Genomic DNA, 25,939 nt, shown 5'->3' on the forward strand with positions numbered 1-25,939 from the left:
CCTGTTCCGGGGGCCGCGGCCGTTCTGCCGCCGTCACGCGTGGGTGTGCACCCGGGCCGGCGCCGCGGGCGCGGGCTGCCCGGGCCGGACCCGGCGCGGCGGCCGCGGCTGGCCGGCGACCAGGGCGCCCAGCGCCAGCAGCAGGCCGAGCAGCTGCCAGCCGTTCAGCGTCTGGCCCAGCACCAGCAGCCCGCCGGTGGTGGCCACCACCGGGTTGATCAGGCCCAGGAAGGAGGCCGGCCCGGCGCCCAGCCGGTCGATGCCGCGGAACCAGAGCACGTAGGCCAGCGCGGTGCCGAACAGGCCCAGGTAGGCGAAGCCGAGCAGGTTGCCGCCGGTCAGCGCGGGCGGCGCGCCCTCGGTGAACGCCGCCACCGGGACCAGGAAGAGCCCGCCGACCACCAGCTGCCAGGACGTCAGGTCGAGCATGCTGACCCCCTCGGGCCGGCCCCAGCGCCGGGTCAGCACCGTGCCGGTCGCCATCAGCGCGATCCCGGCCACCATCGCGGCCACCCCGAGCCCGTCCAGCCGGGCACCGCCCTGCAGCACCAGCAGCGCCACGCCGCCGACCCCGACCAGGCCGGCCAGCACCGCCCGGCGGCTCGGCCGCAGGCTCAGCACCGGGACCGACAGGAAGGCCACCAGCAGCGGCTGGATCGCGCCGATGGTGGCGGCCACCCCGCCGGGCAGCCGGTAGGCGCCGATGAAGACCAGCGGGAAGAACAGCCCGATGTTGAGCATCCCCAGCACCACGGCCCGGCCCCACCAGCGCCCGTGCGGCAGCTTGCGCCCGATCGCCAGCAGGATCAGCCCGGCGGGCAGCGCCCGCACCACCGCCGCCAGCATCGGGCGGTGCTCCGGCAGCAGCTGGGTGGTGACCAGGTAGGTCGTCCCCCAGGCCGCCGGGGCCAGCGCCGCGGTCAGCGTCACTCCCAGTCGACCGGACCGGTCGCCGAGCACCCCACCCATGACAATCACCTCAACGTTGAGTATCTGAACGTTGAGATAAATATCCTCCCGGAAGTAGGCGAACGTCAAGTATCTCAACGCTAAGATATTTCTGCGTCGGCCGGAGCCGGCGCCACCAGCGGGGGCCAGCAGCGGAGGAGGCCGGAGCATGTCGGAGCGGGACGCCGTGGACGCCATCGTGGACCAGTGGACCAGGGAGCGCCCGGACCTGGACCCGGGGCCGATGTCACTGGTCGGGCGCCTCAAGCGGGTGCACAACCACGTGGACCTGGGTATGCGGGAGTACTTCGCCCGGCACGGCCTGGACTTCTCCGAGTTCGACGTGCTGGCCACGCTGCGCCGCTCCGGCCCACCCTACGAGCTCAACGCCCGAGCCCTGCTGGAGTCGGCCATGGTCACCTCGGGGGCGATCACCAACCGGGTGGACCGGCTCTCCGCCAAGGGCCTGGTGGAACGGCGGCCGAGCCCCACCGACCGGCGCGCGGTGCTGATCGGGCTGACCCCGCGCGGGCTGGAGCTGATCGACGGCATCCTGGCCGGCCACATCGAGAACGAGGAACGGCTGATCGACCCGCTCTCCGGCGCCGAGCGGGCCCAGCTGGACGCGCTGCTGCGCAAACTGCTGCGGACGTACGAGGCCACCGACCGCTGAGCGGTCGGTGCCCTCGCGGCGCGGACCGTCAGGCCCCGCCCTCGTGCACGCTGAACGCCGAGCGGCGGGCGGCCCGGGCCACGGCGTGGTCCGGGTGCACCGAGGCGACGGCGGTGAGCACCGAGGCCGAGCGCGGGTGGCCCGACTGCCGGGCCCGGGCGAACAGCCGCACCGGGTCGCCCGCGCTGGCCCCCTCGACGTGGCCGACCAGCAGCTCGGTCTCGCCGTGGTCCAGCACCGCGGCCGCGGTGTCCACCCAGAGCCAGGCGGCGTCCTGGGCGCTCAGCACGTCGGACGGGACCACGCCGCCCTCGTCCAGCTGCTCGGCCAGCCAGAGCAGCGCGTAGGGGCGCAGCACCGCCTCGTCGACCGCGGAGCGGACCGCCTGCTCGGCGGTGCCGCCGGCCACCCGCAGCGCCTCGAAGGCGAGCCCGCGCAGCAGGGCGTCCTCGCCGCGGGCCACCTCCAGCAGCTCGGCCACCGCGCGGTCCACCGGGCGGGCCGCCACCCAGGCGCGGTACTCGGCCCGGGCCGGGCCCGGGGAGTAGTGGGCGCACGCGTCCAGCAGCTCCAGGGCGCTCTGCTCGATGTGCCCGGCGGCGGTCTGCGCCACCGTGCAGATCTCCTCCAGCTTGGCCCGCACCGCCCAGTGCCCGAGCGGCGAGAGCTCGGCGGCGCTGTCCGCGCGGACCACGGCCCCGACCGCCGCCAGGCCGTCCAGGATCCAGTCCAGCACCGCGGCCACGTCCGAGGGCGCCGGCGGGGCGTCCACCTGGGGCTCGCGGCAGGTGCCGCGCACCGCCGAGACGGCGGAGGCGGCGTGCGGGACCGGCGAGAGCGCGGCGAAGTTGCTGCCGCCGTGCCGGCGCTCGTCCAGACCGCGGCGCAGCAGCTCCATCAGCTCGCTCTCGGCCACCGGGCCGTCCACCAGGTGCAGGAAGGAGAGCAGCTGCGGGGCCTGGTCGACGGCCTGCCCGGCGAGCACCGCGAAGACGCCGCGCAGGGCGGCCGGCGGCACCGGGGCGAGCAGGGTCCAGGCGTCGAACAGCGCGGACCAGCCGCGCAGCACCGCCTCGTCGTCGTGCTCCCAGGCGTGCAGCCGCCAGCCCGGGCCGGCACCGCCGTCCCGCGGCTCGATCAGGCCGACCAGCAGCGCCTGGCCCCAGGCGCGGGCCGCCGCGCCGACCGTCATGGCCAGCGCCCGGCCGGCCGCGCGGGCGTCGTCGGGGAGGAGTTCGCCGCGCTTGTCGACGTGCTCCAGTTCGCCGGCCCAGCGGGCGATCCGGACCGCGTCGGCCAGCATGGCGCGGGCCGGTGGGGCGAGTTCGCCGGGGCCGGGGAAGCCCTCCGGCACCGGGACCCGGCCGCGCCCGGGGGCGGGCCTGGGCATCCGCCGGCGGAGCGGAGCACGGCCCGGCTGGGCGGCTGCGCCGTCGGGCCGGCGGGCCGTACCGGGAAGACGGGTCACCGTCGCGCCGGTACCCGGGGTCGGCGGGAGCGGGGCATCACGGTCGCGCGGATTCCGAGACGTCACGCCGTGCAGTCTTCCCCGTGTATGGGGCGCTTGTCACATCGAGTTCGGCGCGTCTTGTACTGCTTCAGGTGGCAATCGGGGCGGAGTCGGGGCAAGAGGGCCCAAACCGGGCCGCCGCCCACCGGCCCTGAACTGTGCACGACAGTAGTGGTGGCACCGTGCGTGGTCAAGGGGTGACCCTACGGGATCACCCGGCGCCGGCGCCAGGGGTGGCGGTCCCGTCCCGCCGGGGTACCCCGGCGGGACGGGACCGGTCACAGGATCGGGGTCAGGAACCGGCGCAGCGTCTCCTCGTAGCCGGCCGGGTCGGCGTTCCACAGCGCGGCGTGGGCCGCACCCGGCACGGGGTGCAGGCTCACCAGGTCCTGGCGGCGGTGGGCCAGCCGCTGGGCACCGGGCCAGGGGGCCACCTCGTCCTGCGGGCTGTGCAGCAGCAGGGTGGGTGCGAACAGGTCGGTGCCGGCCGCGATCCGGGCGAACCCGGCCAGGTCGACCCCGGTGCGCCCCTCCGCCGACCAGGCGCCCAGCTGCCCGGCCAGCGCGGTCGGCACCCCGGCGGCGGCGGCCACCCCGCGCACCGTGGCACCCGGCTCCAGCACCGCGGAGTCCAGCACCAGGCCGGCCACGCTGGTGCGGTAGTCCGAGCGGGCCGCCGCGTGCAGCACCGCGGCCGCGCCCACCGACCAGCCGTAGAGCACGACCCGGCCGGCCCCGGCCTCCTTGGCGAACCTGATCGCGGCGTCCACGTCGTGCCACTCGGTCTCGCCGAAGTGCCCGATCCCGTCCGGCGAGGCGGGCGCGCCCTGGTCGCCCCGGTAGCTGACCACCAGCGCGGGCAGCTGCAGCCGCTTCAGCAGCTGCAGCACCGGCAGCGCCTGGCGCCGGTCGGCCAGCACGCCGTGCACCAGGATCACCCAGGTGCCGCGGACCGCCGGCACGTACCAGGCGGGCAGCGCGCCCAGCTCGCCGTCCACCACCACGTCCATGTAGTCCAGTCCGCAGGCCGAGCCCGGGTCGCCGCGCAGCACCCGGGTGGTCAGCTCCACCTCGGTGCCGGCCGCCGGCGGGCTGCCCGCGCTCAGCTCCAGGCGGCGGGTGACGGTCTGCGGGTCGGTGGCCAGCACCTCGCCGACCACCGCGTGCCCGCCGGGCCACTCCAGCGCGTACCGGCCGCGCCGGGAGCTCGCGGTGGTGCGGGTCAGGGTGATCCGGTCGGCGGCGAGCTGGTGCACCCGCAGTTCGGGCTCGCCCTCGCCCTCGGTCCGCTCGGGGCGCAGGCTCAGGTCGGAGACCCGGCGCCCGATCAGCAGCGCGGCCGCGCCGGCTCCGATGGCAACAGCGGTGGCCGTGGCGACGACGGTTCCCCAACGCATGGCTCTCCCCGGGATGGTGACGGCGGCTCGGACGGGCCAATCCAGTTCACCCCGCCGCAGGCCGGACGGCCACCGCAACGCCGCCGTTGGGAGACACTGCGCGAGGTGCCCCGGCCGGCCGCCCCGGCACGTCACACGGGCAGGCCTCCGGTGTCCCGGCCGGTGAGCAGGGCCCAGAAGCGCTCGTCCACCGGCGCCTCCGGCGGGGTGCTCGGGGCGGTCGCGCCCCAGTGCGAGGTGACCTGGTACTCGCCCTGCAGGGCGGCCAGCACGGCGGCCAGGGTGGCCGTGGGCACCGGGACCAGCCGGCCGACCGCGGCGAGCTGGGCCTGCCAGCGGCCGTCCACGCACTGGCGCAGCCGCCGCTCCAGCTCCGGGCCGCCGCCGGTGATCCGCAGCAGGTCGCGCAGCCGCAGCCCCAGCACCTCGGCGAGCGCGGCGGTCTGCGCCTCGTCACCGGTCCAGCGGCCGGTCAGCTCGGCGGCGGTGTAGCCGCGCGGGTTCATCCCGATCCGGGCGGCCGCCTGGTCCGCGGTGAGCTCGCGGGCCAGCCGGAAGTCCCGCAGCGAGCCCGGCGCCGCGTCCATCAACTGGACCGCCGGGCACCACAGCGCCCGGGCCAGCGCGATGAACTCCGTCTCGTCCGGGCGGAACTCCCCGCTCTCCCAGCCCAGCACGTGCGAGGGGAGCAGCCGCACCCCGTGCGCGGCCATCCCGGCCGCCACCTGGTCCGGGGTCAGTCCCAGGCCCACCCGGTGCGCACGGGCGGCCTGCGGGGAGAACGGGACCGGGGCGGGGGCGGTGAACCGGCGGCTTCGCATGGCGCCGACGCTAGGCCCGCCCGCGCACCGCTCCCCAGCCGCTGAACGCACGAAGCGCCGCGGCCGCCCCTGACGCAGTGTTGGACGATCCACCAGTCGTGGCCGCGTCGACGACGGCGGCGCCGGTGTGATCAACCACTCCGCCGGCTGCCGTGAGGCCTGGTTGACGCCCGGTTGACCAGCGTGATGGGATCCTTGGGCCATACGGAGGCAAGCAGAGGAAGCCGGTGCGAATCCGGCGCGGTCCCGCCACTGTCACCGGGGAGCGCGACGCACCGTCAGCCCCCGGGAGCCAGGAACTCGCCCCTCCGGATTCACGTCGAGCCAGGGCGCGGACCCTGAGTGAGGACCCGTCGATGCAGCGCGCCGTCACCGGCCATGCGCTCGGTGCGGTGATCGGCTTCGCCGCCGACGCCGTCTTCGCCGACCCCCGGCGCGGCCACCCGGTGGCCGCCTTCGGCCGGGCCGCCAGCGCCCTGGAGCGCGCCCTCTGGCGCGACCACCGCGGCGCCGGCGCCCTGCACACCGCGCTCGCGGTGGGCACCGTGGCGCTGGGCGCCGCCGCCCTGGAGCGCGGCGCCGGCCCGGTCCGCCGCACCGCCACCGCGGCCCTGGCCACCTGGACCGTGCTCGGTGCCACCTCGCTGCTGCGCGAGGCCCGCACCATCGGCCGGTCGCTGGCCGCCGAGGACCTGACGGCGGCGCGGGAGCGGCTGCCGCACCTGTGCGGCCGCGACCCCAGCGCGCTGGACGGTCAGCAGATCGCCCGCGCGGTGGTCGAGTCGGTGGCCGAGAACACTGCCGACGCGGTGGTGAACGCGCTGGTCTGGGGAGCCCTGGCCGGCCCGCCCGGGCTGCTCGCCTTCCGGGCCGTCAACACCCTGGACGCGATGGTGGGGCACAAGTCCGTCCGCTACCGCCGGTTCGGCTGGGCCGCGGCCCGGCTGGACGACGTGGCGGGCTGGCCGGGCGCCCGGCTGACCGCGCTGCTCGCGGTGGCCGCCGCCGACTCCCCCGGCACCGCCTGGCGGGTCTGGCGCCGCGACGGCGGCAGCCACCCCAGCCCCAACGCCGGCCAGGCCGAGTCCGCCTTCGCGGGCGCGCTGGGCGTCCGGCTCGGCGGCACCCTGCAGTACGGCGACCGCGTGGAGCACCGGCCGGTGCTGGGCGCCGAGCTGCGGCCGGTCGCGGTCGCCGACATCGAACGCGCCTGCCGGCTCTCCCGCCGGGTGGGTCTGCTGGCGCTGGGAACCACGGTGGTGGCCCGGCTGCTGTGGAAGGGACGGACATGAGCAACGCGATCCTGGTGGCCGGCACCACCTCGGACGCCGGCAAGAGCGTGGTGACCGCCGGGATCTGCCGCTGGCTGGCCCGCAAGGGGGTCCGGGTGGCGCCGTTCAAGGCGCAGAACATGTCGCTCAACTCGATGGTCACCGCCGACGGCGCGGAGATCGGCCGGGCCCAGGTGATGCAGGCCCAGGCCGCCCGGGTGGAGCCGGAGGCGGCGATGAACCCGGTGCTGCTCAAGCCCGGCGCGGACGGGCGCAGCCAGGTGGTGCTGCTCGGCCGACCGGTGGCCGAGGTGGGCGCACTGGACTACCGCGAGCGCAAGCCGTACCTGCTGCAGCGCTCGCTGGAGTGCCTGGCCGACCTGCGGGCCCGGTTCGACGTGGTGGTCTGCGAGGGCGCCGGCTCGCCCGCCGAGATCAACCTGCGCGACCGCGACATCGCCAACATGGGCCTGGCCCGGGCCGCCGACCTGCCGGTGGTGGTGGTCGGCGACATCGACCGCGGCGGGGTGTTCGCCGCGATGTACGGCACCCTGGCGCTGCTCGACGCCGCCGACCAGGCGCTGGTGGCGGGCTGGCTGGTCAACAAGTTCCGCGGCGACGCCCGGCTGCTCCGGCCCGGGCTGGACATGCTGCACGAGCTGACGGGCCGTCCGGTGCTGGGCACCCTGCCGATGCTGCCGGGCCTGTGGCTGGACGCCGAGGACTCGCTCGACCTGTCCTCCGCCGTGGTGGACCGCGCCCCGTCCGGCCCGGTCGGCGCCGACGTGCTGCGGGTGGCGGTGCTGCGCTTCCCGCGGCTGTCCAACTTCACCGACCTGGACGCGCTGGCCCAGGAGCCGGGCGTGCTGGTGCGCTGGGCCACCCGGCCCGAGGAGCTGGCCGACGCCGACCTGGTGGTGCTGCCCGGCACCCGGGCCACGGTGGCGGACCTGGCCTGGCTGCGCGAGCGCGGGCTGGCGGAGCCGCTGCGCGCACGGGCGGCGGCCGGGCGGCCGGTGCTCGGGGTCTGCGGCGGCTACCAGATGCTCGGCCGGCGGATCACCGACCTGGTGGAGTCCGGTGCGGGCACCGTGGCCGGGCTCGGCCTGCTGCCCACCGTGGTGGAGTTCGGGGCCGAGAAGGTGCTCGGGCGGCCGGTGGGCGAGGCGCTGGGCGAGCGGGTGGCGGGGTACGAGATCCACCACGGCATCGTGACCGTGGAGGGTGGCGAGGCCTTCCTGGACGGGTGCCGCGAGGGGTCGGTCTGGGGCACCACCTGGCACGGGGCACTGGAGAACGACGGCTTCCGGCGGGCCTTCCTGCGCGCGGTCGCGGCGGCGGCGGGGCGGGCCTTCGTGCCCGCGCCCGACACCTGCTTCGCGGCGGCCCGGGAGGAACGGCTGGACCGGCTGGGGGATCTGATCGAGGAGCATGCCGACACCGACGCGCTGTGGCGGCTGATCGAGGGCGGGGCGCCGGGCGGTCTGCCGTTCGTCCCGCCGGGGGCTCCGGCCGCGCGTGGTGTGGAAGGTGAGCAGCTGTGAGTGATGTCCGATATCCGTTCACCGCGATCGTCGGGATGGCCGACCTGCGGCTGGGACTGCTGCTGAACGCGGTCTCGCCGGCGGTCGGCGGAGTGCTGGTGCGCGGCGAGAAGGGCACCGCGAAGTCGACCATGGTGCGGGCGCTGGCCGGCCTGCTGCCCTCGATCGCGGTGGCCGAGGGCTGCCGGTTCGCCTGCGACCCGGCCGCGCCGGACCCGCAGTGCCCGGACGCGCCGCACAGCGGCGCGGGCGGCGGGCGGCCGGCCCGGCTGGTGGAGCTGCCGGTCGGCGTCACCGAGGACCGGATCGTCGGCTCGCTCGACCTCGAACAGGCGCTGGCCCAGGGCGTCAAGGCGTACGAGCCGGGCCTGCTGGCCCAGGCGCACCGCGGCGTGCTCTACATCGACGAGGTCAACCTGCTCCAGGACCACGTGGTGGACCTGCTGCTGGACGCCGCCGCGATGGGGCGCAGCTACGTGGAGCGCGAGGGCGTCTCGGTGCGGCACGCCGCGCGGTTCCTGCTGGTCGGCACGATGAACCCGGAGGAGGGCGAGCTGCGGCCGCAGCTGCTCGACCGGTTCGGGCTCACCGTGGAGATCGCGGCCACCCGGGACCCGGCGGAGCGGGCCGAGGTGGTGCGCCGCCGGCTGGCGTACGACGCGGACCCGGAGGGCTTCGCGGCGCGCTACGCGGCCGAGGAGCGGGCGCTGGCCGCGCACATCGAGGCCGCCCGTGCCCTGCTGCCCGAGGTCGAGCTGGGTGATCGGGCGCTGCGTCAGATCACCGCGGTCTGCGCCGCCTTCGAGGTGGACGGGCTGCGCGCCGACATCGTGATGGCCCGCACCGCGGTGGCCCTGGCCGCCTGGGCCGGCCGCACCGCGGTGACCGAGGAGGACGTCCGCAAGGCCGCCCAGCTGGCGCTGCCGCACCGCCGCCGGCGCAACCCGTTCGACGCCCCGGGCCTGGACGAGGAGCAGTTGGACCGCACGCTGGGCGAGCACGCCGAGCCCGAGGAGCCGACCGACCCGGACCCGACCGACCCCACCGACCCGACCGACGGCCCGGACGGCGACGGCCCGGGTGACGGCGGACCGGGCGGCGGCGGTGCCCCGCAGGCGGACCACGGCCCGGACGGCGCGGCCGCCGAGCAGCCGCCCGCCGAGCAGCCGCCGGCCGACGACCGGGCGCCGGCCCCCCGGCTCCCCGCGCCCTCCCCCGCCCGCGAGTCCGCGCCCGTGGCGGCCGGCGACCCGTACCGGACCAAGCTGTTCAAGGTCCCCGGCACCGGTCACGGCGCGCAGGGCCGCCGGTCCCCCGCCCAGACCGAGGCCGGCCAGACCGTCCGGTCCCGCCGCCCGGCCGGCCCGCTGACCCGGCTGCACCTGTCCGCCACCCTGCAGGCCGCCGCCCCGCACCAGCTGGCCCGCGGCCGCACCGGCCGGGCCCTGGTGCTGCACCGGGACGACTTCCGCGAGCAGGTCCGCCGGGGCCGCGAGGCCAACCTGGTGCTCTTCGTGGTGGACGCCTCCGGCTCGATGGCGGCCCGGCAGCGGATGACCGCGGTCAAGGGCGCGGTGCTCTCGCTGCTGATGGACGCCTACCAGCGCCGCGACAAGATCGGCATGATCACCTTCCGCGGCAGCGGCGCCGAGCTGGCGCTGCCGCCCACCTCCTCGGTGGAGGTCGGCGCGGCCCGGCTGGAGAAGCTGCCCACCGGCGGGCGCACCCCGCTGGCCGCCGGCCTGCTGCGCGCCCACGAGGTGCTGCGGCTGGAGCGGGTGCGCGACCCGCGCCGCCGCCCGCTGCTGGTGGTGGTCACCGACGGGCGGGCCACCGGCGGCCGCACCGCGCTGGCCGAGGCCGGCCGCGCCGCCGGCCTGCTCGCCGCGCAGGGCACCGCCGCCGTGGTGCTCGACTGCGAGTCGGGCCCGGTCCGGCTGGGCCTGGCCCGCACCCTGGCCGGCCAACTGGGCGGCACCGCCGTCACCCTGGACGAGCTGCGCGCCGAGGGCGTGGCCGCGCTGGTGCAGGCCCACCGTTCCCCCGTCTCCCGAAAGGCTGCGTGATCCCCGTGCCGCAGGGCAAGCCCGAGGTCGTCCCCAACGACGGTCTGACCACCCGTCAGCGCCGTACCCAGCCGATCACCGCCGTGCACACCGGCCCCGGCAAGGGCAAGTCCACCGCCGCCTTCGGGCTGGCGCTGCGGGCCTGGAACCAGGGCTGGCCGATCGGGGTGTTCCAGTTCGTCAAGTCCGCCAAGTGGAAGGTGGGCGAGGAGAACGCGCTCAAGGTGCTGGGCGCCTCCGGCGAGGGCGGCAGCGTGGCCTGGCACAAGATGGGCGAGGGCTGGTCCTGGATCCAGCGCTCCGCCGAGGCCGAGGTGACCAGCGAGGAGGCCGCCAAGGAGGGCTGGGAGCAGGTCAAGCGCGACCTCGCCGCCGAGACCTACCGGCTGTACGTGCTGGACGAGTTCACCTACCCGATGCACTGGGGCTGGGTGGACCCGGCCGAGGTGGTCGAGGTGCTGCGGGACCGCCCGGGCAGCCAGCACGTGGTGATCACCGGCCGGTACGCGCCCGAGCCGCTGCTCGAACTGGCCGATCTGGTCACCGAGATGACCAAGGTGAAGCACCCGATGGACGCCGGCCGCAAGGGCCAGCGCGGGATCGAGTGGTAGGAACCTGAGCTCGTGCACCTCCCCCGCCTCGTCGTCGCCGCCCCCTCCTCGGGGGCCGGCAAGACCACCGTCGCCACCGGCCTGATGGCCGCCCTGACCGCCCGCGGCCTGAAGGTCTCCCCGCACAAGGTCGGCCCGGACTACATCGATCCGGGCTACCACGGCCTGGCCACCGGTCGGCCGGGCCGCAACCTGGACGCCTTCCTGTGCGGCCCGGAGCGGATCGAGCCGCTGCTGCGGCACGGCGCGGCCGGCGCCGACCTGGCCGTGGTCGAGGGCGTGATGGGGATGTTCGACGGCGCCTCCGGGCGCGGCGAGCTGGCCTCCACCGCGCACGTGGCCAAGTTGCTGCGCGCCCCGGTGGTGCTGGTGGTGGACGGCTCCTCGCAGTCCCGCTCGGTGGCCGCGCTGGTGCACGGCTTCGCCTCCTGGGACCCCGAGGTGCGCCTCGCCGGGGTGATCCTCAACCGGGTCGCCTCCGACCGGCACGAGCAACTGCTGCGCGAGGCGCTGGAGGAGGGCGCGGGGGTGCCGGTGCTGGGCGCGGTGCGCCGCACCGCGGCGGTGGCCACCCCGGCCCGCCACCTGGGCCTGGTCCCGGTGGTCGAGCGGTCCGCCGAGGCGGTGCGCGCGGTGCGCGACATGGGCGAGCTGATCGCCGCCTCGGTGGACCTGGACGCGGTGCTGGAACTGGCCCGGTCCGCCCCGCCGCTGACCGCCGCCGCCTGGGACCCGGCCGCCGAGGTCGCCCCGGTGGCCGGCCCGCGGCCGCGGATCGCGCTGGCCGCCGGGCCCGCCTTCTCGTTCTCCTACGCGGAGAACGCCGAGCTCCTCACCGCCGCCGGCGCCGAACTGCTGCCGTTCGACCCGCTGCACGACACGGCCCTGCCCGACGGTGCGTCGGGCCTGGTGGTGGGCGGTGGCTTTCCCGAGGTCTACGCGGCCGAACTGAGCGAGAACGCCCCGCTGCGCGCGGCCATCCGCGCACTCGCCGCCGCGGGCGGGCCGATCGCCGCCGAGTGCGCCGGACTGCTCTACCTGGCGCAGGAGTTGGACGGCCGACAGATGTGCGGCCTGCTCGACGCCACGGCCCGGATGACCGAGCGGCTCACCCTCGGCTACCGGGAGGCGGTGGCACTGCACGACAGCCCGCTGGCCGCGGCCGGCACCCGGGTGCGCGGCCACGAGTTCCACCGCACCGCCACCACCCCGGCCGGCTCCGCCACCCCCGCCTGGGGCTGGCGGACGCCGACCGGCAGCCCGCACACCGAGGGCTTCACCACCGCCGCCCTGCACGCCAGTTACCTGCACCTGCACTGGGCCGGCGCCCCGCAGCTGGCCCAGCGGTTCGCCGCGGCGGTCAGCGGCCGCTGATGGTGCCGCCGTCCAGGTGGAGGACCTGGGCGGTCAGGTGCCCGGCGGCCGGCGAGGCCAGGAAGAGCGTGGTGGCCACGATGTCGGCCGGCATCCCGACCCGCTTGGTGATCGACTGGGCCAGGTTCCAGGCCACCCGCTCCTGCGCCATCGGCTCGCCGCCGAAGAACTCGGTCTCGGCGATGTAGCCGGGGGCGATCACGTTGGCGGTGATGCCGCGCCCGCCCAGCTGCTGGGCCAGCGTCAGGTTCCAGTTCTCGATCGCCGCCTTGGCCGCGCCGTACGAGCCGGAGCCGCCGCGGTGGGCCGCGATGGAGCTGAAGTTGACGATCCGGGCGCCGTCGTTCAGGCGGTCGGTCAGGGCGGCGGTCATCAGCACCGCCGTGTACACGTTGGCGTCCAGGTTCGCCTGCCAGGAGGCGGCCACCGCGGCCAGGCCGGTGCCGTACGCGCCCGCCGGGGCGGTCCGGTCCCGGTTGCCGCCGGCGTTGTTGACCAGCACGTCCACCCGCTCCGGCAGCTCGACCAGCGCCGCCTCCACCTGCGCCGGGTCGGCCGCGTCGAAGGCCACCGCCCGCACGTTCGGGCCCAGTTCGGCGGCGGCCCCGGCCAGCACGTCCTTGCGCCGGCCGGTGATCACGACCTGCTCGCCCTGCTCGGCGAACGCCTTCGCGATCGCCTTGCCGATGCCCGTGCCGCCCCCGGTGACGATGATCTGGCGCATCCCCGCATCCCCTCGTTTAGACCTAAACGTCAATGGCACACTAGCATCCATGAACACATCCGAGGGCGATTCCGCCGACCAGATCGCCGCCGCCTGGCAGCGTGAGCAACCGCACCTCCCGGTCGCCTCGATCGGGGTGCTGACCCGGATCCGGCAGGCCGCCAAGCTGCTCGCCGACGACCGGCGGCGGACCCTGGCGCGGCTGCGCACCGACGACGCCACGCTGGACCTGCTGAGCACGCTGCGCCGGGCCGGCCACCCCTACCGGCTGACCACCCGCGAGCTCGCCGCCCGCTCGCTGATCACCGCCGGCGCCGTCACCCAGCGCGTCGACCGGGCCCAGCGGGCCGGCCTGGTCCGCCGGTTGGCCGGCGAGCCGGGCGGGCGGACCGTCACGGTGGAGCTGACCCCGGCCGGCCACGCGGCCGTGCAGGCGGTGGTCGGCGACCTGCTGCGGCACGAGCAGCAGGTGCTGGACCGGGTGCTCGACCCGGCGGAGCAGGAGCAGTTGGCCGCGCTGCTGGCGACCTTCCTGCGCGGGCTGGCGGCCGGCGGGACTCAGCCCAGGTAGGCCGGCGCCAGCGCGGCGCTCAGCAGCCGGGCGGGCTTGCCGGTGCCGTCGGACGGGACCGTCCACAGGTCGGTGCCGTAGTCGCCGGGCAGGGCGTACACCAGGGTGTGGTCGTCGGCCCAGACCGCCTGGTCGTCCACGCTGCGGGTCTCGGCGGTGGCCGTCTCGGTGCCGGTGCGCAGGTCCAGCACGTAGAGCAGCCAGGGCACGTCGTTGGTGGCCCCGGCCACCCGGTGCTTGTAGGCGATCCTGGTGCCGTCCGGCGAGAGCGAGGGGCACTCCACGTTGCCGTGCAGCGTGGTCAGGGTGCGCGCGCCGAGGTCGCCGCGGACCAGCCAGGTCTGGCCGCCGGAGGCGACCGTGGCGTAGAAGGTGGTGTCGTCGGCGAAGGTGACGCCCCAGACGTTGATGTCCTGGGCGTGGTACGGCTGACCGTCCTTCAGCACGGTGAAGGTCTCCAGGTTCTCCTCCAGGTGCCAGTCCCGCACGTCCACGATCGAGGTGCGGGTGGAGAAGTTGAGGCTGCCGTAGTTGTCGCCGCTGGTGAAGACGGTCCACGCGGCCAGGTGCCCGGACGGCGAGACCCGGGAGCGGCTGGGGATGCCGGCCAGCGGGAAGGACTTCAGGTCGTGCAGGCCCGCGTCCATCACCACGGCCCGGTAGCTGTCCTGGACCGCGCCGGGCTTGGCGCGCAGGCAGATCCCGGTGCCGGCGGCCGCGTAGAACCGCTCGCAGCTGACCCCGGCGGTGGTGCGCTCCGCCTCCGGGTGGTCGGCCGGCACGGTGGCCAGCTCGTCGCGGTGCGGGCCCCAGGCGGTGGAGCGGAACACCAGGGTGCGCGCGGCGGGCCGCAGCGTGACGGCGCCGGCGGCCACCATCGGCCCGTCCGCCTGCGCCTGGTCGCGCCGGTGCGCCCGGTCGGCGGCCTGCTGCACACTCACCGCGGCGACCCCACCGAGCAGCAGCAGGGTCACCAGCAGCACCGTCAGGCGGGCTGTCCTCGTCACGCGGGTTTCTCCGTTCGCAGGACCGGTGCGGCGCAGCCCGCCGCGAGCAGCAGGCCCACCGCGGCCACCGCCAGCGCGGTGTGCGGCCCCCAGGCCGTCCAGGCCGCGCCGAAGGCCAGCGAGCAGACGAACCGGGCCGCGGTCTGTCCGGTGCCCAGCAGGGCCAGCCCGGCGCTGCGGTTCGCCTCGGGGATCACGTCCGCGGCGGCCGCGGCCAGCACCCCGTCGGTGGCCGCGTAGAAGGTGCCGTGCAGCGCCAGCACCGCGAACGGCACCCAGCGCCCCGCGCCCGCCCACAGCAGCAGCCCGTAGCCCGCCAGCAGGGCGCCGTGCCCCGCCAGGAAGAGCACCCGCCGGCCCACCCGGTCGGCCAGCGCGCCGAACGGCACCGCGAGCAGCAGGAAGCCGGCCGCCGTGCCCAGCGGCAGCAGCGGGAAGTACTCGGTGGGCAGCGCCAGCCGACGCTGGATCAGCAGGTAGACGAAGGAGTCGCTGACCGTGGTCAGCCCGAGCAGCACGGCGCAGCCGGTCAGTCGGCGCAGCCCGGTCAGCCGCCACAGCCGGCGGGTCACCGCGGTCCGCTCGCGGGCCACCGGACCGCGCAGCCGCCCCGGCACGAAGAGCAGCAGCACCACCACGCCGACCGCGGCCACGCAGCCGCTCACCGCGAAGACCGCCCGGTAGCCGGACCGGTCCCCGCCCACCTGCAGCAGCTGTCCCTGAGTGGCGCGCAGCAGCACGAACGCCAGCAGCGGGCCGAGCAGCGCGCCGGCGGTGTCCATCGCCCGGTGCACCCCGAACGCCCGCCCGCGGTGCTCGGGAGCGCTGGAGAGCGAGATCAGCGCGTCGCGCGGGGCGGTCCGCAGGCCCTTGCCGGTGCGGTCCACCGCCAGCACCACGCCCAGCGAGGCCAGCGACCCGGTCAGCAGCAGCAGCGGCTTGCACAGCGCCGACAGCCCGTAGCCGAGCAGCGCCACCGCCTTGTGCCGGCCGCCGCCGCGGTCCGCCACCACCCCGGCCGACAGCCGCACCAGGGCCCCCACCCCGTTGTAGATGCCGTCCAGCAGGCCGAAGCCGAGCGGGGAGACGCCGAGGCCCGCCACCAGGTACAGCGGCAGCACGGCGGTGACCATCTCGGAGGAGATGTCGGTGATCAGGCTGACCGTGCCCAGCGCGAGGACGGTCGCCGGAACGACGGCGGCGCCCCGCCCGGGACGGGTGTCCCGGGCGGGGGCCGTACGGCTGTCGGCGAGGTACACCGGGCGTCAGTTCCAGATGCCGGTGATGTCGGAGGCGGTGGCCGCGTTGCCCGCGTGGCTGGTCAGGCCGGCCAGGTCCTCCAGGGTGCGCAGCACGCCGTAGTGGTTGTAGGTGGCGGTGGCGCTGGAGCCGGCCGCGACGTGCTGGCCGTAGACCACGGTGGCGATGTGGTTGCCGTTGCTGCCGTTGTCCTCGTCGAAGGTGACGACGAGGAGGCTGTTGTGGGTCTGCGCCCAGGTGGCGTAGGCGGACAGGTTGGTCTTGATCCAGGTGTCGCCGGTGCTCACCGAGCAGTCGTGCATGTCGCTGCACAGGTTCGGGGTGACGAAGGAGACCTTCGGCAGCGTGGTGTAGTCGGTGGGGAACTGCGCGAAGGTGTAGGCGCTGTTCAGCGGGACGTTGCTGAAGCCGAACCAGGGGTTGTGCTTCTGCGCGTACTTGCCGCTGCTGCAGGTGGTCGAGCCCTGGCTGGGCAGCGACTCGTTGTAGCTGGCCCAGGTCTTGCCGGCGGCCAGCAGCTCCGAGCCGAGGTTGGCGGCGGACAGCGACTGCACGGTGATGCAGCTGTCGTCGGTGCGGCCCTGGGTGCTGCCGGAGAAGAGCGCGTAGTAGTTGGGCTCGCTCGGGTGCGTCACGCCGAAGGAGTTGGTCAGGTTGCCGCCGCCCGCCTTCAGGGAGTTGATGTACGGCGCGCTGCTGGAGCCGATGACCTGGGAGTAGGCGTGGTTCTCCATCACCACGACCACGACGTGGTCGGGGCTGGGCAGCGCGGCGGCCTGCGCGGCGGCGCCGCCGGAGAGCCAGAGCGCGGCGGAGCCGGCGGCGAGACCGGTCGCGGCGGCGGCCGCGGTCAGGGTGCGGCGGGAGATCAGGGGCATGGCGGGTCCTCCACAGGGGGTTGGGGGAGCGGGCCGAGCGGCGCTCAGCGTACGGGCGGTCACCTGACGTGAGCAGCGCAGTGCAGGTGAAGATGCGAGGAACGGCACACCACCGGCGATTGACGGCCGTTCACCCAGCGTGCTGGGATGCCCCGGTGAGCAGCGAGAACGCGAATCCGGCCGGCCTGGTGATCGGCGTCGGCGCCAGTGCGGGGGTCGCGGAGCACGAGGTGCTGGGGCTGATCTCCGAGGTGCTGGCCGAGGCCGCCCTCCCGGCCGGCGCGGTCCGGCTGCTGGCCACCGTGGAGGCCCGCGCGCTGGAACCCGGACTGCTGGCCGCCGCGCGGGCGTTCGGCGTGCCGCTGGTCGGGCACCCGGCCGGCGAACTGGCCGCCGTGCCGGTCCCGACCCCCTCCGCCGCGGTGCTGGCCGCCACCGGGACGCCCAGCGTGGCGGAGGCGGCCGCGCTGCTGGGCGGCGGCGAACTGCTGGTCGCCAAGCGCCGGTCGGCCCGCTCGACGGTCGCGGTGGCGACGCTGCCCGCCGACGGACCGGACCTGCGCCACCACGGGGACGCCGAGGTGCGCCACCACCGCGACCTGGTGGACCTGGCCGTGAACGTGCGCACCGGCACCCCGCCGGCCTGGCTGCGGGTGGCCCTCGCCGACTCGCTGGCCGAGCTGGCCGCCTACCCGGACCGGACCGCGGCCCGCGCCGCGGTGGCCGCCCGGCACGCCCGCCCGGTGGCCGAGGTGCTGCTGACCGCCGGCGCGGCCGAGGCGTTCGTGCTGCTGGCCCGCACCCTGCGCCCGCGCCACGCGGTCGTGGTGCACCCGCAGTTCACCGAGCCGGAGGCGGCGTTGGCCGACGCCGGGATCCCGGTGCACCGGGTGCTGCTGCGCCCCGGGGACGGCTTCGTGCTGGACCCGCGCGCGGTGCCCGAGCAGGCCGACCTGGTGGTGGTCGGCAACCCGACCAACCCCACCTCGGTGCTGCACCCGGCCGGCACGCTGGCCGCGCTCGCCCGCCCCGGGCGGACCCTGGTGGTGGACGAGGCGTTCATGGACACCGTCCCCGGCGAGCGCGAGTCGCTCGCCGCGGCCCGCGACCTGCCGGGCCGGGTGGTGGTGCTGCGCAGCCTGACCAAGACCTGGGGCCTGGCCGGGCTGCGGATCGGCTACGTGCTGGGGCCGGCCGCGCTGATCGCCGAACTGGGCCGCGCCCAGCCGCTCTGGCCGGTCTCCACCCCGGCCCTGGTGGCGGCCGAACTGTGCAGCGGCGCACCGGCGCTGGCCGAGGCCGAGGCGGTGGCCGTCGAGCTGGCCGAGCACCGGGCGTACCTGCTGGACGCGTTGGCGGCCGTCCCGGCGGTGCGGGTGCACGGCGTCCCGGCCGCCTCGTTCCTGCTGGTCGAGGTGGCGGGCGCGGCCGCGCTGCGCGACCGGCTGCGGGCGGCGGGGTACGCGGTGCGGCGCGGGGACACCTTCCCCGGGCTCGGGCCCGACTGGCTGCGCCTGGCGGTGCGCGACCCGCGCACCACGGACGGCTTCGTGGCGGCGCTGGAGCGGGCGCTCGGCTGACGGCGCGGCGGCCGGCCGGGCCCTCCCCGACCCGCCGCCGGCAGCCGGGAACGCCGCTGCCCGCCGACCCCCGAGGGGGCGGCGGGCAGCGTCAGCACTGGGCCCGGATCAGACCTGGCCGGCCTTCTCCAGCGCCGAGCAGCAGGTGTTGACCAGCAGGCGGGTCACCACGTAGGGGTCCACGTTGGCGTTCGGGCGACGGTCCTCGATGTAGCCCTTCTGCTCCACCTCAACCTGCCACGGGATGCGGACCGAGGCGCCGCGGTCGGACACGCCGTAGGAGTAGACGTTCCACGGGGCGGTCTCGTGCTTGCCGGTGAGGCGGGACTGGATGTCGTCACCGTACTGGTTGACGTGCTCCAGGACCTTCTCCTGCGACTCGCCGAGCGACTCGCAGGCGGTGATGATCGCGTCGTAGCCCTCGCGCATCGCCTTGGTGGAGAAGTTGGTGTGGGCACCCGCACCGTTCCAGTCACCGCGCGCCGGCTTGGCGTCCAGGGTGGCGTCGATGCCGAACTCCTCGGCGGTGCGGTAGAGCAGGTAGCGGCCGACCCACAGGTCGTCGGAGACCTTCAGCGGGTCGACGGGGCCGATCTGGAACTCCCACTGGCCGGGCATGACCTCGGCGTTGATGCCGCAGATGGCCAGGCCGGCCGCGATGCAGCGGTCCAGGTGCAGCTCGACGATCTCGCGGCCGAAGACCTCCTCGGCGCCGACGCCGCAGTAGTAGCCGCCCTGCGGGGCCGGGTAGCCGCCCTCGGGGAAGCCGAGCGGGCGCGAGCCCTTGAAGAAGGTGTACTCCTGCTCGATGCCGAAGATCGGCTCCTGCGCGGCGAACTGCTCGGCGATCGGACGCAGCAGCGCGCGGGTGTTGGACGGGTGCGCGGAGCCGTCGATCTCGTTGACCTCGCACAGCACCAGGATGTTGTCACCGCCGCGGATCGGGTCCGGGTAGGTGCGCACCGGCTCGAGCACGCGGTCCGAGGCGTGGCCCTCGGCCTGGTTGGTCGACGAGCCGTCGAAGCCCCAGGTCGGGATCTTGTCGGCGTTCGGCAGCACCCGGGTCTTGGAGCGGAGCTTGGCGGTCGGCTGCGTGCCGTCGATCCAGATGTACTCGGCCTTGATTGCCACGGGGATACCTCGCGAACTTGAGTGGTGGGTGCCCGCGTAGCGTTGCAAGCCGCCGTTTCCCGGTTGTTCCTCTTGTGTAACCAGCGTGTGAACCGACTGTCCGCGCTGGCACCCTCACCCTCCGAGAGTGCCGGCGGACATGACAATGTGCAGGTCGGCAGCCGACTCAGTGCCGCCGGTGCGCCGGGCGGCGGCGCCGGGCGGCCGCCAGCCCGCCACCACCGCAGACCAGGAGCACGGCTCCGGTGGCGAGCAGTGGAACGGTGTCCGAACTTCCGGTGCTGGCGAGCTCCGCGCCGGGGGCCGAATGTTTCGTCGGCGTGACGGACGGGGTCCCGGCCGCGTCGGCGGCCCACACCGCCGGGCTCGGGGCACCCGACGGCGGCGTGCTGGCGGTCGCGGCGGCGCCGGTCGGCTTGGAGCAGCTCACCGAGGCCACCGTGACGGTGCCCTCCACCTTGGCCACGTTCAGGTTGAGCGGGTTGATCGCCACCTGGACCACCAGGGCGGAGGCGGCGGCCGTGCTGGAGGTGGTGGTGCGCCGGGAGAACTCCACGTCCACCGTGCCGATGCCGGGCACCGCGAGGTGGGTGGGGCCGTACAGGTCGGCGGCGACCGAGTGGCCGAGCACGGTGAGCCGGGCGGGCGCGGTGACCTCGGCCGTGGGCGGCCCGTCCACCGGGCAGTCGGCCTCGGCGCTGAGCGCCTCCAGGCCGAGCAGGGTGGTCAGGGGCAGACCGGGGGCGTGCACGTCGGCGTTGGCGAGGGCGACCGAGGCCTTCGCGCCGTCCGGGCCGACGTGGGTGTCCGAACGGCCGAGGTCGGCCCGGACCAGGGTGACGGGGCCGGGCTGGGCCACCCCGGCCACGGTGGCGGTGAGCATCGAGCCGTGCATCTCGGCGGGCGACCGGACCTTGTTCAGCGCCACGTCCACCGGCACGTCCACCGCACTGTTCAGCAGGCTGACGTGCAGGTCGAGTTCGGCGGTGACGGCGGTGGCGCTGCCGGTACCGCCGCCGGAACCCGGACCGTCGGCGGCAGCCGGCAGCACGGGGAGCACCACGAGCGAGGCGGCGGCGAGGACGGCGGTGGCGACGGTGGCACGAGACGACAAGATGACACTCCCACTAGTGCGACGAAAGTGTCATCCTCTGCCAATCCGTCGGACCCGGACCGCAACTGCCGCCTCCGCTTCACTCGTTGGAATGAAGAAGACCCACAAGAGCCACCGATCCCGGACATGACGATCCCTCAAAAACCCTGTGCGCGAAGGCATGCGTGCATTAATCTGAGCTAACGAGCTGCTCAATGCCGCTGCTCGGCATTCGGCGAGCAGGCCCAGATCCAGCAGGGGGTGGCGGGATGGCGCAGTCGTACTCGACCGACCGGATGCCGGGTGGTCTCAAGGGCGCACTGGTGGTGGTCTGGCTCCAGTCGGCCGTCAACCTCGTGGTCGCCCTGATGCTGTTCCACGAGAACCAGAACGAGACCGACCACGGCATCACCGACGACAGCACCCTGCTCGTCACGGCGGCCTGGGTGACGCTGGGGACGGCGCTGCTCCTGGCCGCCTGCGCGGTGGGGACAGCGGTCCACCAGGACTGGGCGCGGCGCACCGTGATGGCGCTGGAGGTGCTGAACATCCTGAGCGGCGTGCTCCTCGTGCTGGTCGGCGGGGCGGCGCCGGGCCTGCTCGGCATGGTGGTCTCGGCAGCGGTCATCGGGGGGTTCGGCTCGGCGAAGGCGATCGCCTGGGTCCGCCGGCGCTGACCGACCGGCCGCTCCACCGGGGCGGTGCACCACCCGTGGACGTCGCAGACCGGGGAGGCGCAGTGGTGACGCAGGACCAGCGGGTCGACCGCGAACGGAACCGGCGCCGATGGCACTGACGCGCAGCCTCCCCGCCGGGCGGGCCCGGTCCGCCGGCCGGTTGCCGGGCCCGCGCAGCACTCCGGCGTCGCTGCGGCTGCGCCTCCTCGCGCTGCTGCTCTGCGTCGCCGCACTGTGGGCGACGATGGGGCTGGCCACCGGCGGGGCGCACGGGGCCGTGTCGGACGCCGGTGCGAGGGCGGTGCCGGCGGTCACCGACACCGCCCGGGTCGGGTACTTCCTGGCGGACGCCGACCGGGTCGCGGTCGAGAGCCTGCTGTCGGGGACGATGCGGCTGAGCGGGCCGGGCCGGCAGTACCAGGAGGACCTCAAGAACGCGCACCAGGCACTCGCCCAGGCCGCCGAGCACGATGCGACCGGGGCGGGCGGCAGCGGGACGCTGCAGGCGGTCGAGGGGCTGCTGGTCGACTACGCCGGTCTGGTCGAGCAGGCCCACGCCAACGCCGACCAGGGCGTGCTGGCCGCCGCCTACCTGGGCTACGCCTCCCGTCTGATGCAGGCGCCGGACACCGGCATCCTCGCCCGGGTCGAGCAGTTGCGGCGGGACGAACGGCAGGCGGTGGACCAGCGCCGGCAGAGCCGCTGGCTCGCGCCCGGCGTGCTCCTCTGGGTGCTCGCCCCGGCCGCCCCGGGGCTGGCCCTGCTGGTCGGCACCCAGCGCTTCCTCAGCCGCCACTTCAACCGCCGGCTCAATCCGGCGCTGCTGGCGGGCTCCGTGCTGCTGGCCGGGCTGGCCGGCTGGGGTCTGCTGCAGGCGCTGCACACCGACCGGGCGTTCGGCTCGGCGACCACCGCGCTGGACGAACTCTCCGGCGCCTGGCAGGCCCGGGCGCTGGCCGCCCGGGCCTCGGCCGGGGACGCGCTGGCCCTGGTCGAACGCGATCCCGCCGAGCCGTTCGCCGACGGCTTCGTCGGGTACGCCGACCGGATCGGCGACCTGGTGCAGGGCGACTCCGCCGCCGCCGACCAGGACAGCACGGCACAGGTGATCGGCTCGCTGGAGAAGTTCCGGGCGGCCGACGCCGAGGTGGAGCGGCAGGCGGCCGGGCAGGATCCGGGCGCGGCAGCGACGGTGCTGGGCCGGGGGCCGGCCCAACTGGGCGGCAGCGGCGCCGCCCTGGACGCCGGGCTGAGCCGTCTGACGGTCCTCGCCCAGCAGCGGCTCGGCGCCGCCCGGTCCGCGGCGGGTGCCGATGCGGGCCTCGGCCCGGGCCTGCCGCTGCTGAGCGTCACGGTGGCGGGACTGTGCCTGCTCGGGCTGTGGCCACGTATCGACGAGTACCGGGGGGTGCGGTGAACGGGCCGACCGTCGCTGTCCGGGGCGCGCACCACGCCTGGCCGAGGGCCGCTCTGGCGCTGGTCCTGGTCGCCCTCTGCGGCGTGACGGCCTGTGGCAGCGGCCGCCCCCAGCAGGTCGTGCACGTGCTCGGCTCCTGGACCGGCGAGGGGCCGGGCGGCGGCGAGCAGGCCGGTTTCCTCGCCGTGGTCGCGCCGTTCGAGCAGCGGACCGGGATCAAGGTGGTCTACGAGGGCTCCCGCGACGCGGACAGCGTGCTGACCGACCGGCTCGCCGCCGGCAATGCGCCCGACCTCGCGGTGCTGTCCAGCCCGGGAAAGCTCGCGCAGTACGCCCTGGCGGGGCAACTGACCCCGCTGGACGGCGCGGTGAGTCTGCCGGGGCTCGCCGAGCAGTACGACCCGAGCTGGCTGCAACTGGGCAGTGTGCAGGGGAAGCAGTACGCGGTGGTCGTCAAGGCCTCCCTGAAGAGCCTGCTCTGGTACTCGCCCAAGGCCCTGGCCGCGCACGCCTGGCGGCCGCCCGCCAGCTGGGAGGAGCTGACCGCGCTGGACCGGCGGATCGCCGCCACCGGGACCTCCCCGTGGTGCGTCGGGCTGGCGGACAGCACCGCCTCGGGCTGGCCGGGCACCGACTGGCTGGAGGACATCGTCCTGGCGCAGTCCGGCCCGGACTTCTACGACCGGTGGACGGCCGGCACCCTGCCCTGGTCCTCCCCGCAGATCCGCCGGGCCTGGCAGACCTGGGCCGACGTGGTCGGCACCGCGGGCATGGTGCGCGGCGGCCCGCGGGGCATGCTGCTCTCCGACTTCGCCACGGTCGGCGAGCCGATGTTCACCACTGCGCCGGGCTGCTACTTCGACCACGAGGCGTCGTTCATCACCGACGACTACCTGAAGGACGGTCCGCTGATCGAGGCGGGCCGGGACTTCGACTTCGTTCCCTTCCCGCAGCTCGATCCGGCCTTCGGCGGTGCCAGGGAGGTCGGCGCGGACCTGCTCGCGATGGTCCGTCCGACCGCGGCCGCCCGCCAGCTGATCGCCTACCTCAGCACCCCCGAGGCCCAGTCGGTCTGGGTGCGGCACGGCGGTGCGCTCAGCCCGAACCGGCTGGTCGGGCCGAGCAGTTACCCGGACGACCTGTCGGCGCGGCTCGGGAAGCTGCTGGCCGGCGCGAGCACCGTGCGGTTCGACGCCTCCGACCAGATGCCCGCCGCGATGCAGTCCGCGTTCTCCTCGGCGGTCCTCTCCTACGTCGCCGACCCGTCCCGGCTGGACGCCCTGCTCGCCGACCTGGACCGGGTGCGGGCCACCGCCTACGGCTGAGCCGGGCCGGGCGCCGACGCTACGGGAGCCGCCAGTCCACCGGCTGCGCGCCCTGGCCCGCCAGCAGCTCGTTGGCGCGGCTGAACGGGCGGGAGCCGAAGAAGCCGTAGCTCGCCGACATCGGGCTCGGGTGCGCCGACTCGACGGCCGGGACCTGGCCGAGCAGCGGGCGCAGGTTGCGCGCGTCCCGACCCCACAGGATCGCCACCAGCGGGCCACCACGGGCCACCAGGGCCCGGATCGCCTGCTCGGTGACCTCCTCCCAGCCCTTGCCCCGGTGCGCGGCCGGCTTGCCGGGGGCAGTGGTCAGCGCCCGGTTCAGCAGCAGCACGCCCTGCCGGGTCCACGGCGTCAGGTCGCCGTTGCCGGGCGGCGGGAACCCCAGGTCCTGCCCGTACTCGCGGTAGATGTTGACCAGGCTGGCCGGGATCGGCCGCACCTCGGGGGCCACCGAGAAGCTCAGCCCGACCGCGTGCCCCGGGGTCGGGTACGGGTCCTGACCCACGATCAGCACCCGCACCTCGGCGAACGGCTGCTGGAACGCCCGCAGCACGTCGGGCCCGGCCGGCAGGTAGGTCCGCCCCGCGGCGATCTCGCCGCGCAGGAAGTCCCCCATGGCGGCGACCCGCCCGGCCACCGGCGCCAGGGCCTGGGCCCAGCCGGGTTCGACGATCTCGTGCAGCGGACGCGGTGCCATGCCCTCACCCTATCGGCCCACGGGGACGGCCGATCACCCGACCGGACGACCCCTGAGCACCACCAACTGCGGGTCGGCCAGCACCCGGACGTCGGCCCGCGGGTCCTGCGCGTACACCACCAGGTCGGCCGGGGCGCCCTCGGTCAGCCCCGGGCGGCCCAGCCACTCGCGCGCCCCCCAACTGGTCGCGGAGAGCGCCTCGGTGGCGGTGAGTCCGGCCTTGAGCAGCTCGGCCACCTCGGCGGCGACCAGGCCGTGCGGCAGCGAGCCGCCCGCGTCGGTGCCGACGTAGACCGGCACCCCGGCCTCGTGCGCGGCGCCCACGGTGTCGTAGCGGCGCTCGTGCAGCCGGCGCATGTGGGCCGCCCAGACCGGGAACTTGTCGTCGCCGCCGGCCGCCAGCCCGGGGAAGGTGGCGATGTTGACCAGGGTCGGCACGATGGCCACCCGCCGCTCGGCGAACTGCGGGATCAACTCCTCGGTCAGTCCGGTGGCGTGCTCGATGCAGTCGATGCCGGCCGCCAGCAGGTCGGGCAGCGACTCGGCGGCGAAGCAGTGCGCGGTCACCCGGGCGCCCTCGGCGTGCGCCGCCGCGATCGCCTCGGCCAGCGCGTCGCCCGGCCAGCAGGCGGCCAGGTCGCCGCGGTCCCGGTCGATCCAGTCGCCGACCAGCTTGACCCAGCCGTCCCCGCGCCGGGCCTCCCGCGCCGCGTAGGCGGCCAGGTCCCCGGGCTCGATCTCGTGGGCGTAGTTGCGGATGTAGCGGCGGGTGCGGGCGATGTGCCGACCGGCCCGGATGATCTTCGGCAGGTCCTCGCGCTCGTCGATCCAGCGGGTGTCGGCGGGCGAGCCGGCGTCGCGGATCAGCAGGGTGCCGGCCTCCCGGTCGGTGACCGCCTGCTTCTCGCTGGTCGCCTCGTCCACCGCGCCGTGCGCGTCCAGGCCGACGTGGCAGTGGGCGTCCACCAGGCCCGGCAGCACCCAGCCGGTGACGGTGCGCACGTCCCGGGCGCCGGCCGGCCGCTCGAAGGCCACCCGGCCGTCCACCACCCACAGTTCGTCCCGGACCTCGTCGGGTCCGACCAGCACCCGCCCCTTGATGTGCAGCACCACGCCATCCGTCATGCCCGCACTCTATGCCGCGGCCGCGCCGCGCGGACCGCAGGCCCGGAGCGGCCCCCGCAACAGGATCTTGACAGGAATATTGACTACTTGTGACAGCAATGATTGACTCATGTCAGGCCAGCCGCCCGGTTCGCATCCGCCATCCGACCGGGCGACTCCTCGGCTCGCCCGCCCGCGCTGCCGCCTGACCGCCGGCGCCGCCCGCGAGCCAGCGCCCGGGCTCGACGTGACCCTCCCCC

At 75.6% G+C, this 25,939-nt stretch carries 23 protein-coding genes and 1 riboswitch; of the genes, 11 read left to right on the top strand and 12 right to left on the bottom strand.

All coding sequences use genetic code 11. The features are described 5' to 3' along the window. Positions 1–33: 33 nt before the first annotated feature. Positions 34–969, bottom strand: a complete 936-nt coding sequence (locus tag ACFW1A_RS19150; RefSeq protein WP_380410273.1) for an EamA family transporter — start codon at positions 967–969, stop codon at positions 34–36. Between the two features lie 148 nt (positions 970–1,117). On the opposite strand from ACFW1A_RS19150, the gene ACFW1A_RS19155 reads away from it, so the two are divergent. Next, complete coding sequence (locus ACFW1A_RS19155; protein WP_380410274.1) at positions 1,118–1,621, top strand: MarR family winged helix-turn-helix transcriptional regulator; 504 nt, start codon at positions 1,118–1,120, stop codon at positions 1,619–1,621. A 28-nt stretch (positions 1,622–1,649) separates the two neighbouring features. On the opposite strand, the gene ACFW1A_RS19160 is transcribed toward ACFW1A_RS19155, so the two are convergent. The 3 genes from ACFW1A_RS19160 to ACFW1A_RS19170 all read right to left on the bottom strand — a co-directional run bounded on the left by ACFW1A_RS19160 (position 1,650) and on the right by ACFW1A_RS19170 (position 5,349). Continuing rightward, positions 1,650–3,011 carry a hypothetical protein gene (locus ACFW1A_RS19160; protein WP_380410275.1) on the bottom strand — a complete coding sequence of 454 codons (1,362 nt, stop codon included), beginning with the start codon at positions 3,009–3,011 and terminating at the stop codon, positions 1,650–1,652. Positions 3,012–3,409: 398 nt separating this feature from the next. Further along, a complete protein-coding gene (locus tag ACFW1A_RS19165; protein WP_380410276.1) occupies positions 3,410–4,528 on the bottom strand; it encodes a hypothetical protein in 1,119 nt (372 codons plus the stop codon). Between the two features lie 131 nt (positions 4,529–4,659). Then, positions 4,660–5,349, bottom strand: coding sequence for a helix-turn-helix domain-containing protein (locus tag ACFW1A_RS19170; protein ID WP_380410277.1), 690 nt, complete (start codon positions 5,347–5,349; stop codon positions 4,660–4,662). 171 nt (positions 5,350–5,520) lie between these two features. Beyond that, positions 5,521–5,672: riboswitch (cobalamin riboswitch) on the top strand. Positions 5,673–5,705: 33 nt separating this feature from the next. Between ACFW1A_RS19170 and ACFW1A_RS19175 the strand changes: the two genes are divergently transcribed. The 5 genes from ACFW1A_RS19175 to ACFW1A_RS19195 are packed head-to-tail and all read left to right on the top strand — an operon-like array spanning position 5,706 to position 12,215. After that, positions 5,706–6,641, top strand: a complete 936-nt coding sequence (locus ACFW1A_RS19175) for a cobalamin biosynthesis protein (protein ID WP_380410278.1) — start codon at positions 5,706–5,708, stop codon at positions 6,639–6,641. Then, a complete protein-coding gene (locus ACFW1A_RS19180) occupies positions 6,638–8,164 on the top strand; it encodes a cobyric acid synthase (protein WP_380410279.1) in 1,527 nt (508 codons plus the stop codon). Before ACFW1A_RS19175 ends, ACFW1A_RS19180 begins: the two co-directional genes overlap by 4 nt. Positions 8,165–8,199: 35 nt before the next feature. Continuing rightward, positions 8,200–10,230: a putative cobaltochelatase gene (locus ACFW1A_RS19185; RefSeq protein WP_380410294.1), complete on the top strand. Its 2,031-nt coding sequence runs from the start codon at positions 8,200–8,202 to the stop codon at positions 10,228–10,230. Between the two features lie 5 nt (positions 10,231–10,235). Beyond that, positions 10,236–10,841, top strand: coding sequence for a cob(I)yrinic acid a,c-diamide adenosyltransferase (cobO, locus tag ACFW1A_RS19190; protein ID WP_380410295.1), 606 nt, complete (start codon positions 10,236–10,238; stop codon positions 10,839–10,841). A gap of 12 nt (positions 10,842–10,853) precedes the next feature. Then, on the top strand, positions 10,854–12,215 hold the full coding sequence (locus ACFW1A_RS19195; RefSeq protein ID WP_380410280.1) for a cobyrinate a,c-diamide synthase: 1,362 nt from the start codon (positions 10,854–10,856) through the stop codon (positions 12,213–12,215). On the opposite strand, the gene ACFW1A_RS19200 is transcribed toward ACFW1A_RS19195, so the two are convergent. Beyond that, entirely contained in the window at positions 12,202–12,939 is a 738-nt protein-coding gene (locus ACFW1A_RS19200; protein ID WP_380410281.1) for an SDR family NAD(P)-dependent oxidoreductase, read from the bottom strand. The genes ACFW1A_RS19195 and ACFW1A_RS19200 overlap by 14 nt on opposite strands. A 49-nt stretch (positions 12,940–12,988) precedes the next feature. Here ACFW1A_RS19200 and ACFW1A_RS19205 point away from each other — a divergent pair, with 49 nt between their 5' ends. Beyond that, a complete protein-coding gene (locus ACFW1A_RS19205; protein WP_380410282.1) occupies positions 12,989–13,510 on the top strand; it encodes a MarR family winged helix-turn-helix transcriptional regulator in 522 nt (173 codons plus the stop codon). Here ACFW1A_RS19205 and ACFW1A_RS19210 read toward each other — a convergent pair. From ACFW1A_RS19210 to ACFW1A_RS19220, 3 genes are read right to left on the bottom strand one after another with little or no spacing between them, the layout of a single operon-like run. Beyond that, on the bottom strand, positions 13,498–14,517 hold the full coding sequence (locus tag ACFW1A_RS19210) for a TolB family protein (protein WP_380410283.1): 1,020 nt from the start codon (positions 14,515–14,517) through the stop codon (positions 13,498–13,500). The genes ACFW1A_RS19205 and ACFW1A_RS19210 overlap by 13 nt on opposite strands. Further along, the gene (locus tag ACFW1A_RS19215; protein WP_380410284.1) at positions 14,514–15,776 is read right to left on the bottom strand and encodes an MFS transporter; all 1,263 of its coding nucleotides are present in this window, start codon (positions 15,774–15,776) and stop codon (positions 14,514–14,516) included. The genes ACFW1A_RS19210 and ACFW1A_RS19215 overlap by 4 nt, the downstream gene beginning before the upstream one ends. Before the next feature lie 6 nt (positions 15,777–15,782). Then, a complete protein-coding gene (locus ACFW1A_RS19220) occupies positions 15,783–16,655 on the bottom strand; it encodes an alkaline phosphatase family protein (protein WP_380410285.1) in 873 nt (290 codons plus the stop codon). A 155-nt stretch (positions 16,656–16,810) separates the two neighbouring features. Between ACFW1A_RS19220 and cobC the strand changes: the two genes are divergently transcribed. After that, positions 16,811–18,235: an Rv2231c family pyridoxal phosphate-dependent protein CobC gene (gene cobC / locus ACFW1A_RS19225; protein WP_380410286.1), complete on the top strand. Its 1,425-nt coding sequence runs from the start codon at positions 16,811–16,813 to the stop codon at positions 18,233–18,235. Positions 18,236–18,343: 108 nt separating this feature from the next. Here cobC and glnII read toward each other — a convergent pair whose 3' ends face one another. Together glnII and ACFW1A_RS19235 are read right to left on the bottom strand one after the other, a co-directional pair. Further along, complete coding sequence (gene glnII / locus ACFW1A_RS19230) at positions 18,344–19,366, bottom strand: glutamine synthetase (protein ID WP_380410287.1); 1,023 nt, start codon at positions 19,364–19,366, stop codon at positions 18,344–18,346. A gap of 166 nt (positions 19,367–19,532) precedes the next feature. Continuing rightward, positions 19,533–20,480 (bottom strand): SCO1860 family LAETG-anchored protein, encoded by a 948-nt coding sequence (locus tag ACFW1A_RS19235; RefSeq protein ID WP_380410288.1) that lies wholly within the window; start codon positions 20,478–20,480, stop codon positions 19,533–19,535. Between the two features lie 248 nt (positions 20,481–20,728). Between ACFW1A_RS19235 and ACFW1A_RS19240 the strand changes: the two genes are divergently transcribed. From ACFW1A_RS19240 to ACFW1A_RS19250, 3 genes are all read left to right on the top strand, one after another. Continuing rightward, positions 20,729–21,136 carry a hypothetical protein gene (locus ACFW1A_RS19240; protein WP_380410289.1) on the top strand — a complete coding sequence of 136 codons (408 nt, stop codon included), beginning with the start codon at positions 20,729–20,731 and terminating at the stop codon, positions 21,134–21,136. Positions 21,137–21,245: 109 nt separating this feature from the next. Continuing rightward, the gene (locus tag ACFW1A_RS19245) at positions 21,246–22,553 is read left to right on the top strand and encodes a hypothetical protein (RefSeq protein WP_380410290.1); all 1,308 of its coding nucleotides are present in this window, start codon (positions 21,246–21,248) and stop codon (positions 22,551–22,553) included. After that, positions 22,550–23,878, top strand: a complete 1,329-nt coding sequence (locus ACFW1A_RS19250; protein WP_380410291.1) for an ABC transporter substrate-binding protein — start codon at positions 22,550–22,552, stop codon at positions 23,876–23,878. The genes ACFW1A_RS19245 and ACFW1A_RS19250 overlap by 4 nt, the downstream gene beginning before the upstream one ends. Positions 23,879–23,897: 19 nt before the next feature. Here the strand turns inward: ACFW1A_RS19250 and ACFW1A_RS19255 are convergent, their stop codons facing one another. Together ACFW1A_RS19255 and ACFW1A_RS19260 are read right to left on the bottom strand one after the other, a co-directional pair. Next, entirely contained in the window at positions 23,898–24,575 is a 678-nt protein-coding gene (locus ACFW1A_RS19255) for a uracil-DNA glycosylase (protein ID WP_380410292.1), read from the bottom strand. A 33-nt stretch (positions 24,576–24,608) separates the two neighbouring features. Beyond that, entirely contained in the window at positions 24,609–25,700 is a 1,092-nt protein-coding gene (locus ACFW1A_RS19260) for an amidohydrolase family protein (RefSeq protein ID WP_380410293.1), read from the bottom strand. Positions 25,701–25,939: the final 239 nt, after the last annotated feature.

The organism is Kitasatospora sp. NPDC058965, assembly GCF_042741245.1.
Classification (GTDB): domain Bacteria; phylum Actinomycetota; class Actinomycetes; order Streptomycetales; family Streptomycetaceae; genus Kitasatospora.

Bases quoted from the DNA above. Each gene is read 5' to 3' on its own strand.
- ACFW1A_RS19150 (WP_380410273.1), bottom strand. From the start codon at position 969: ATGGGTGGGGTGCTCGGCGACCGGTCCGGTCGACTGGGAGTGACGCTG.
- ACFW1A_RS19155 (WP_380410274.1), top strand. From the start codon at position 1,118: ATGTCGGAGCGGGACGCCGTGGACGCCATCGTGGACCAGTGGACCAGG.
- ACFW1A_RS19160 (WP_380410275.1), bottom strand. From the start codon at position 3,011: ATGCCCAGGCCCGCCCCCGGGCGCGGCCGGGTCCCGGTGCCGGAGGGC.
- ACFW1A_RS19165 (WP_380410276.1), bottom strand. From the start codon at position 4,528: ATGCGTTGGGGAACCGTCGTCGCCACGGCCACCGCTGTTGCCATCGGA.
- ACFW1A_RS19170 (WP_380410277.1), bottom strand. From the start codon at position 5,349: ATGCGAAGCCGCCGGTTCACCGCCCCCGCCCCGGTCCCGTTCTCCCCG.
- ACFW1A_RS19175 (WP_380410278.1), top strand. From the start codon at position 5,706: ATGCAGCGCGCCGTCACCGGCCATGCGCTCGGTGCGGTGATCGGCTTC.
- ACFW1A_RS19180 (WP_380410279.1), top strand. From the start codon at position 6,638: ATGAGCAACGCGATCCTGGTGGCCGGCACCACCTCGGACGCCGGCAAG.
- ACFW1A_RS19185 (WP_380410294.1), top strand. From the start codon at position 8,200: ATGGCCGACCTGCGGCTGGGACTGCTGCTGAACGCGGTCTCGCCGGCG.
- ACFW1A_RS19200 (WP_380410281.1), bottom strand. From the start codon at position 12,939: ATGCGCCAGATCATCGTCACCGGGGGCGGCACGGGCATCGGCAAGGCG.
- ACFW1A_RS19205 (WP_380410282.1), top strand. From the start codon at position 12,989: ATGAACACATCCGAGGGCGATTCCGCCGACCAGATCGCCGCCGCCTGG.
- ACFW1A_RS19220 (WP_380410285.1), bottom strand. From the start codon at position 16,655: ATGCCCCTGATCTCCCGCCGCACCCTGACCGCGGCCGCCGCCGCGACC.
- ACFW1A_RS19240 (WP_380410289.1), top strand. From the start codon at position 20,729: ATGGCGCAGTCGTACTCGACCGACCGGATGCCGGGTGGTCTCAAGGGC.
- ACFW1A_RS19245 (WP_380410290.1), top strand. From the start codon at position 21,246: ATGGCACTGACGCGCAGCCTCCCCGCCGGGCGGGCCCGGTCCGCCGGC.
- ACFW1A_RS19255 (WP_380410292.1), bottom strand. From the start codon at position 24,575: ATGGCACCGCGTCCGCTGCACGAGATCGTCGAACCCGGCTGGGCCCAG.
- ACFW1A_RS19260 (WP_380410293.1), bottom strand. From the start codon at position 25,700: ATGACGGATGGCGTGGTGCTGCACATCAAGGGGCGGGTGCTGGTCGGA.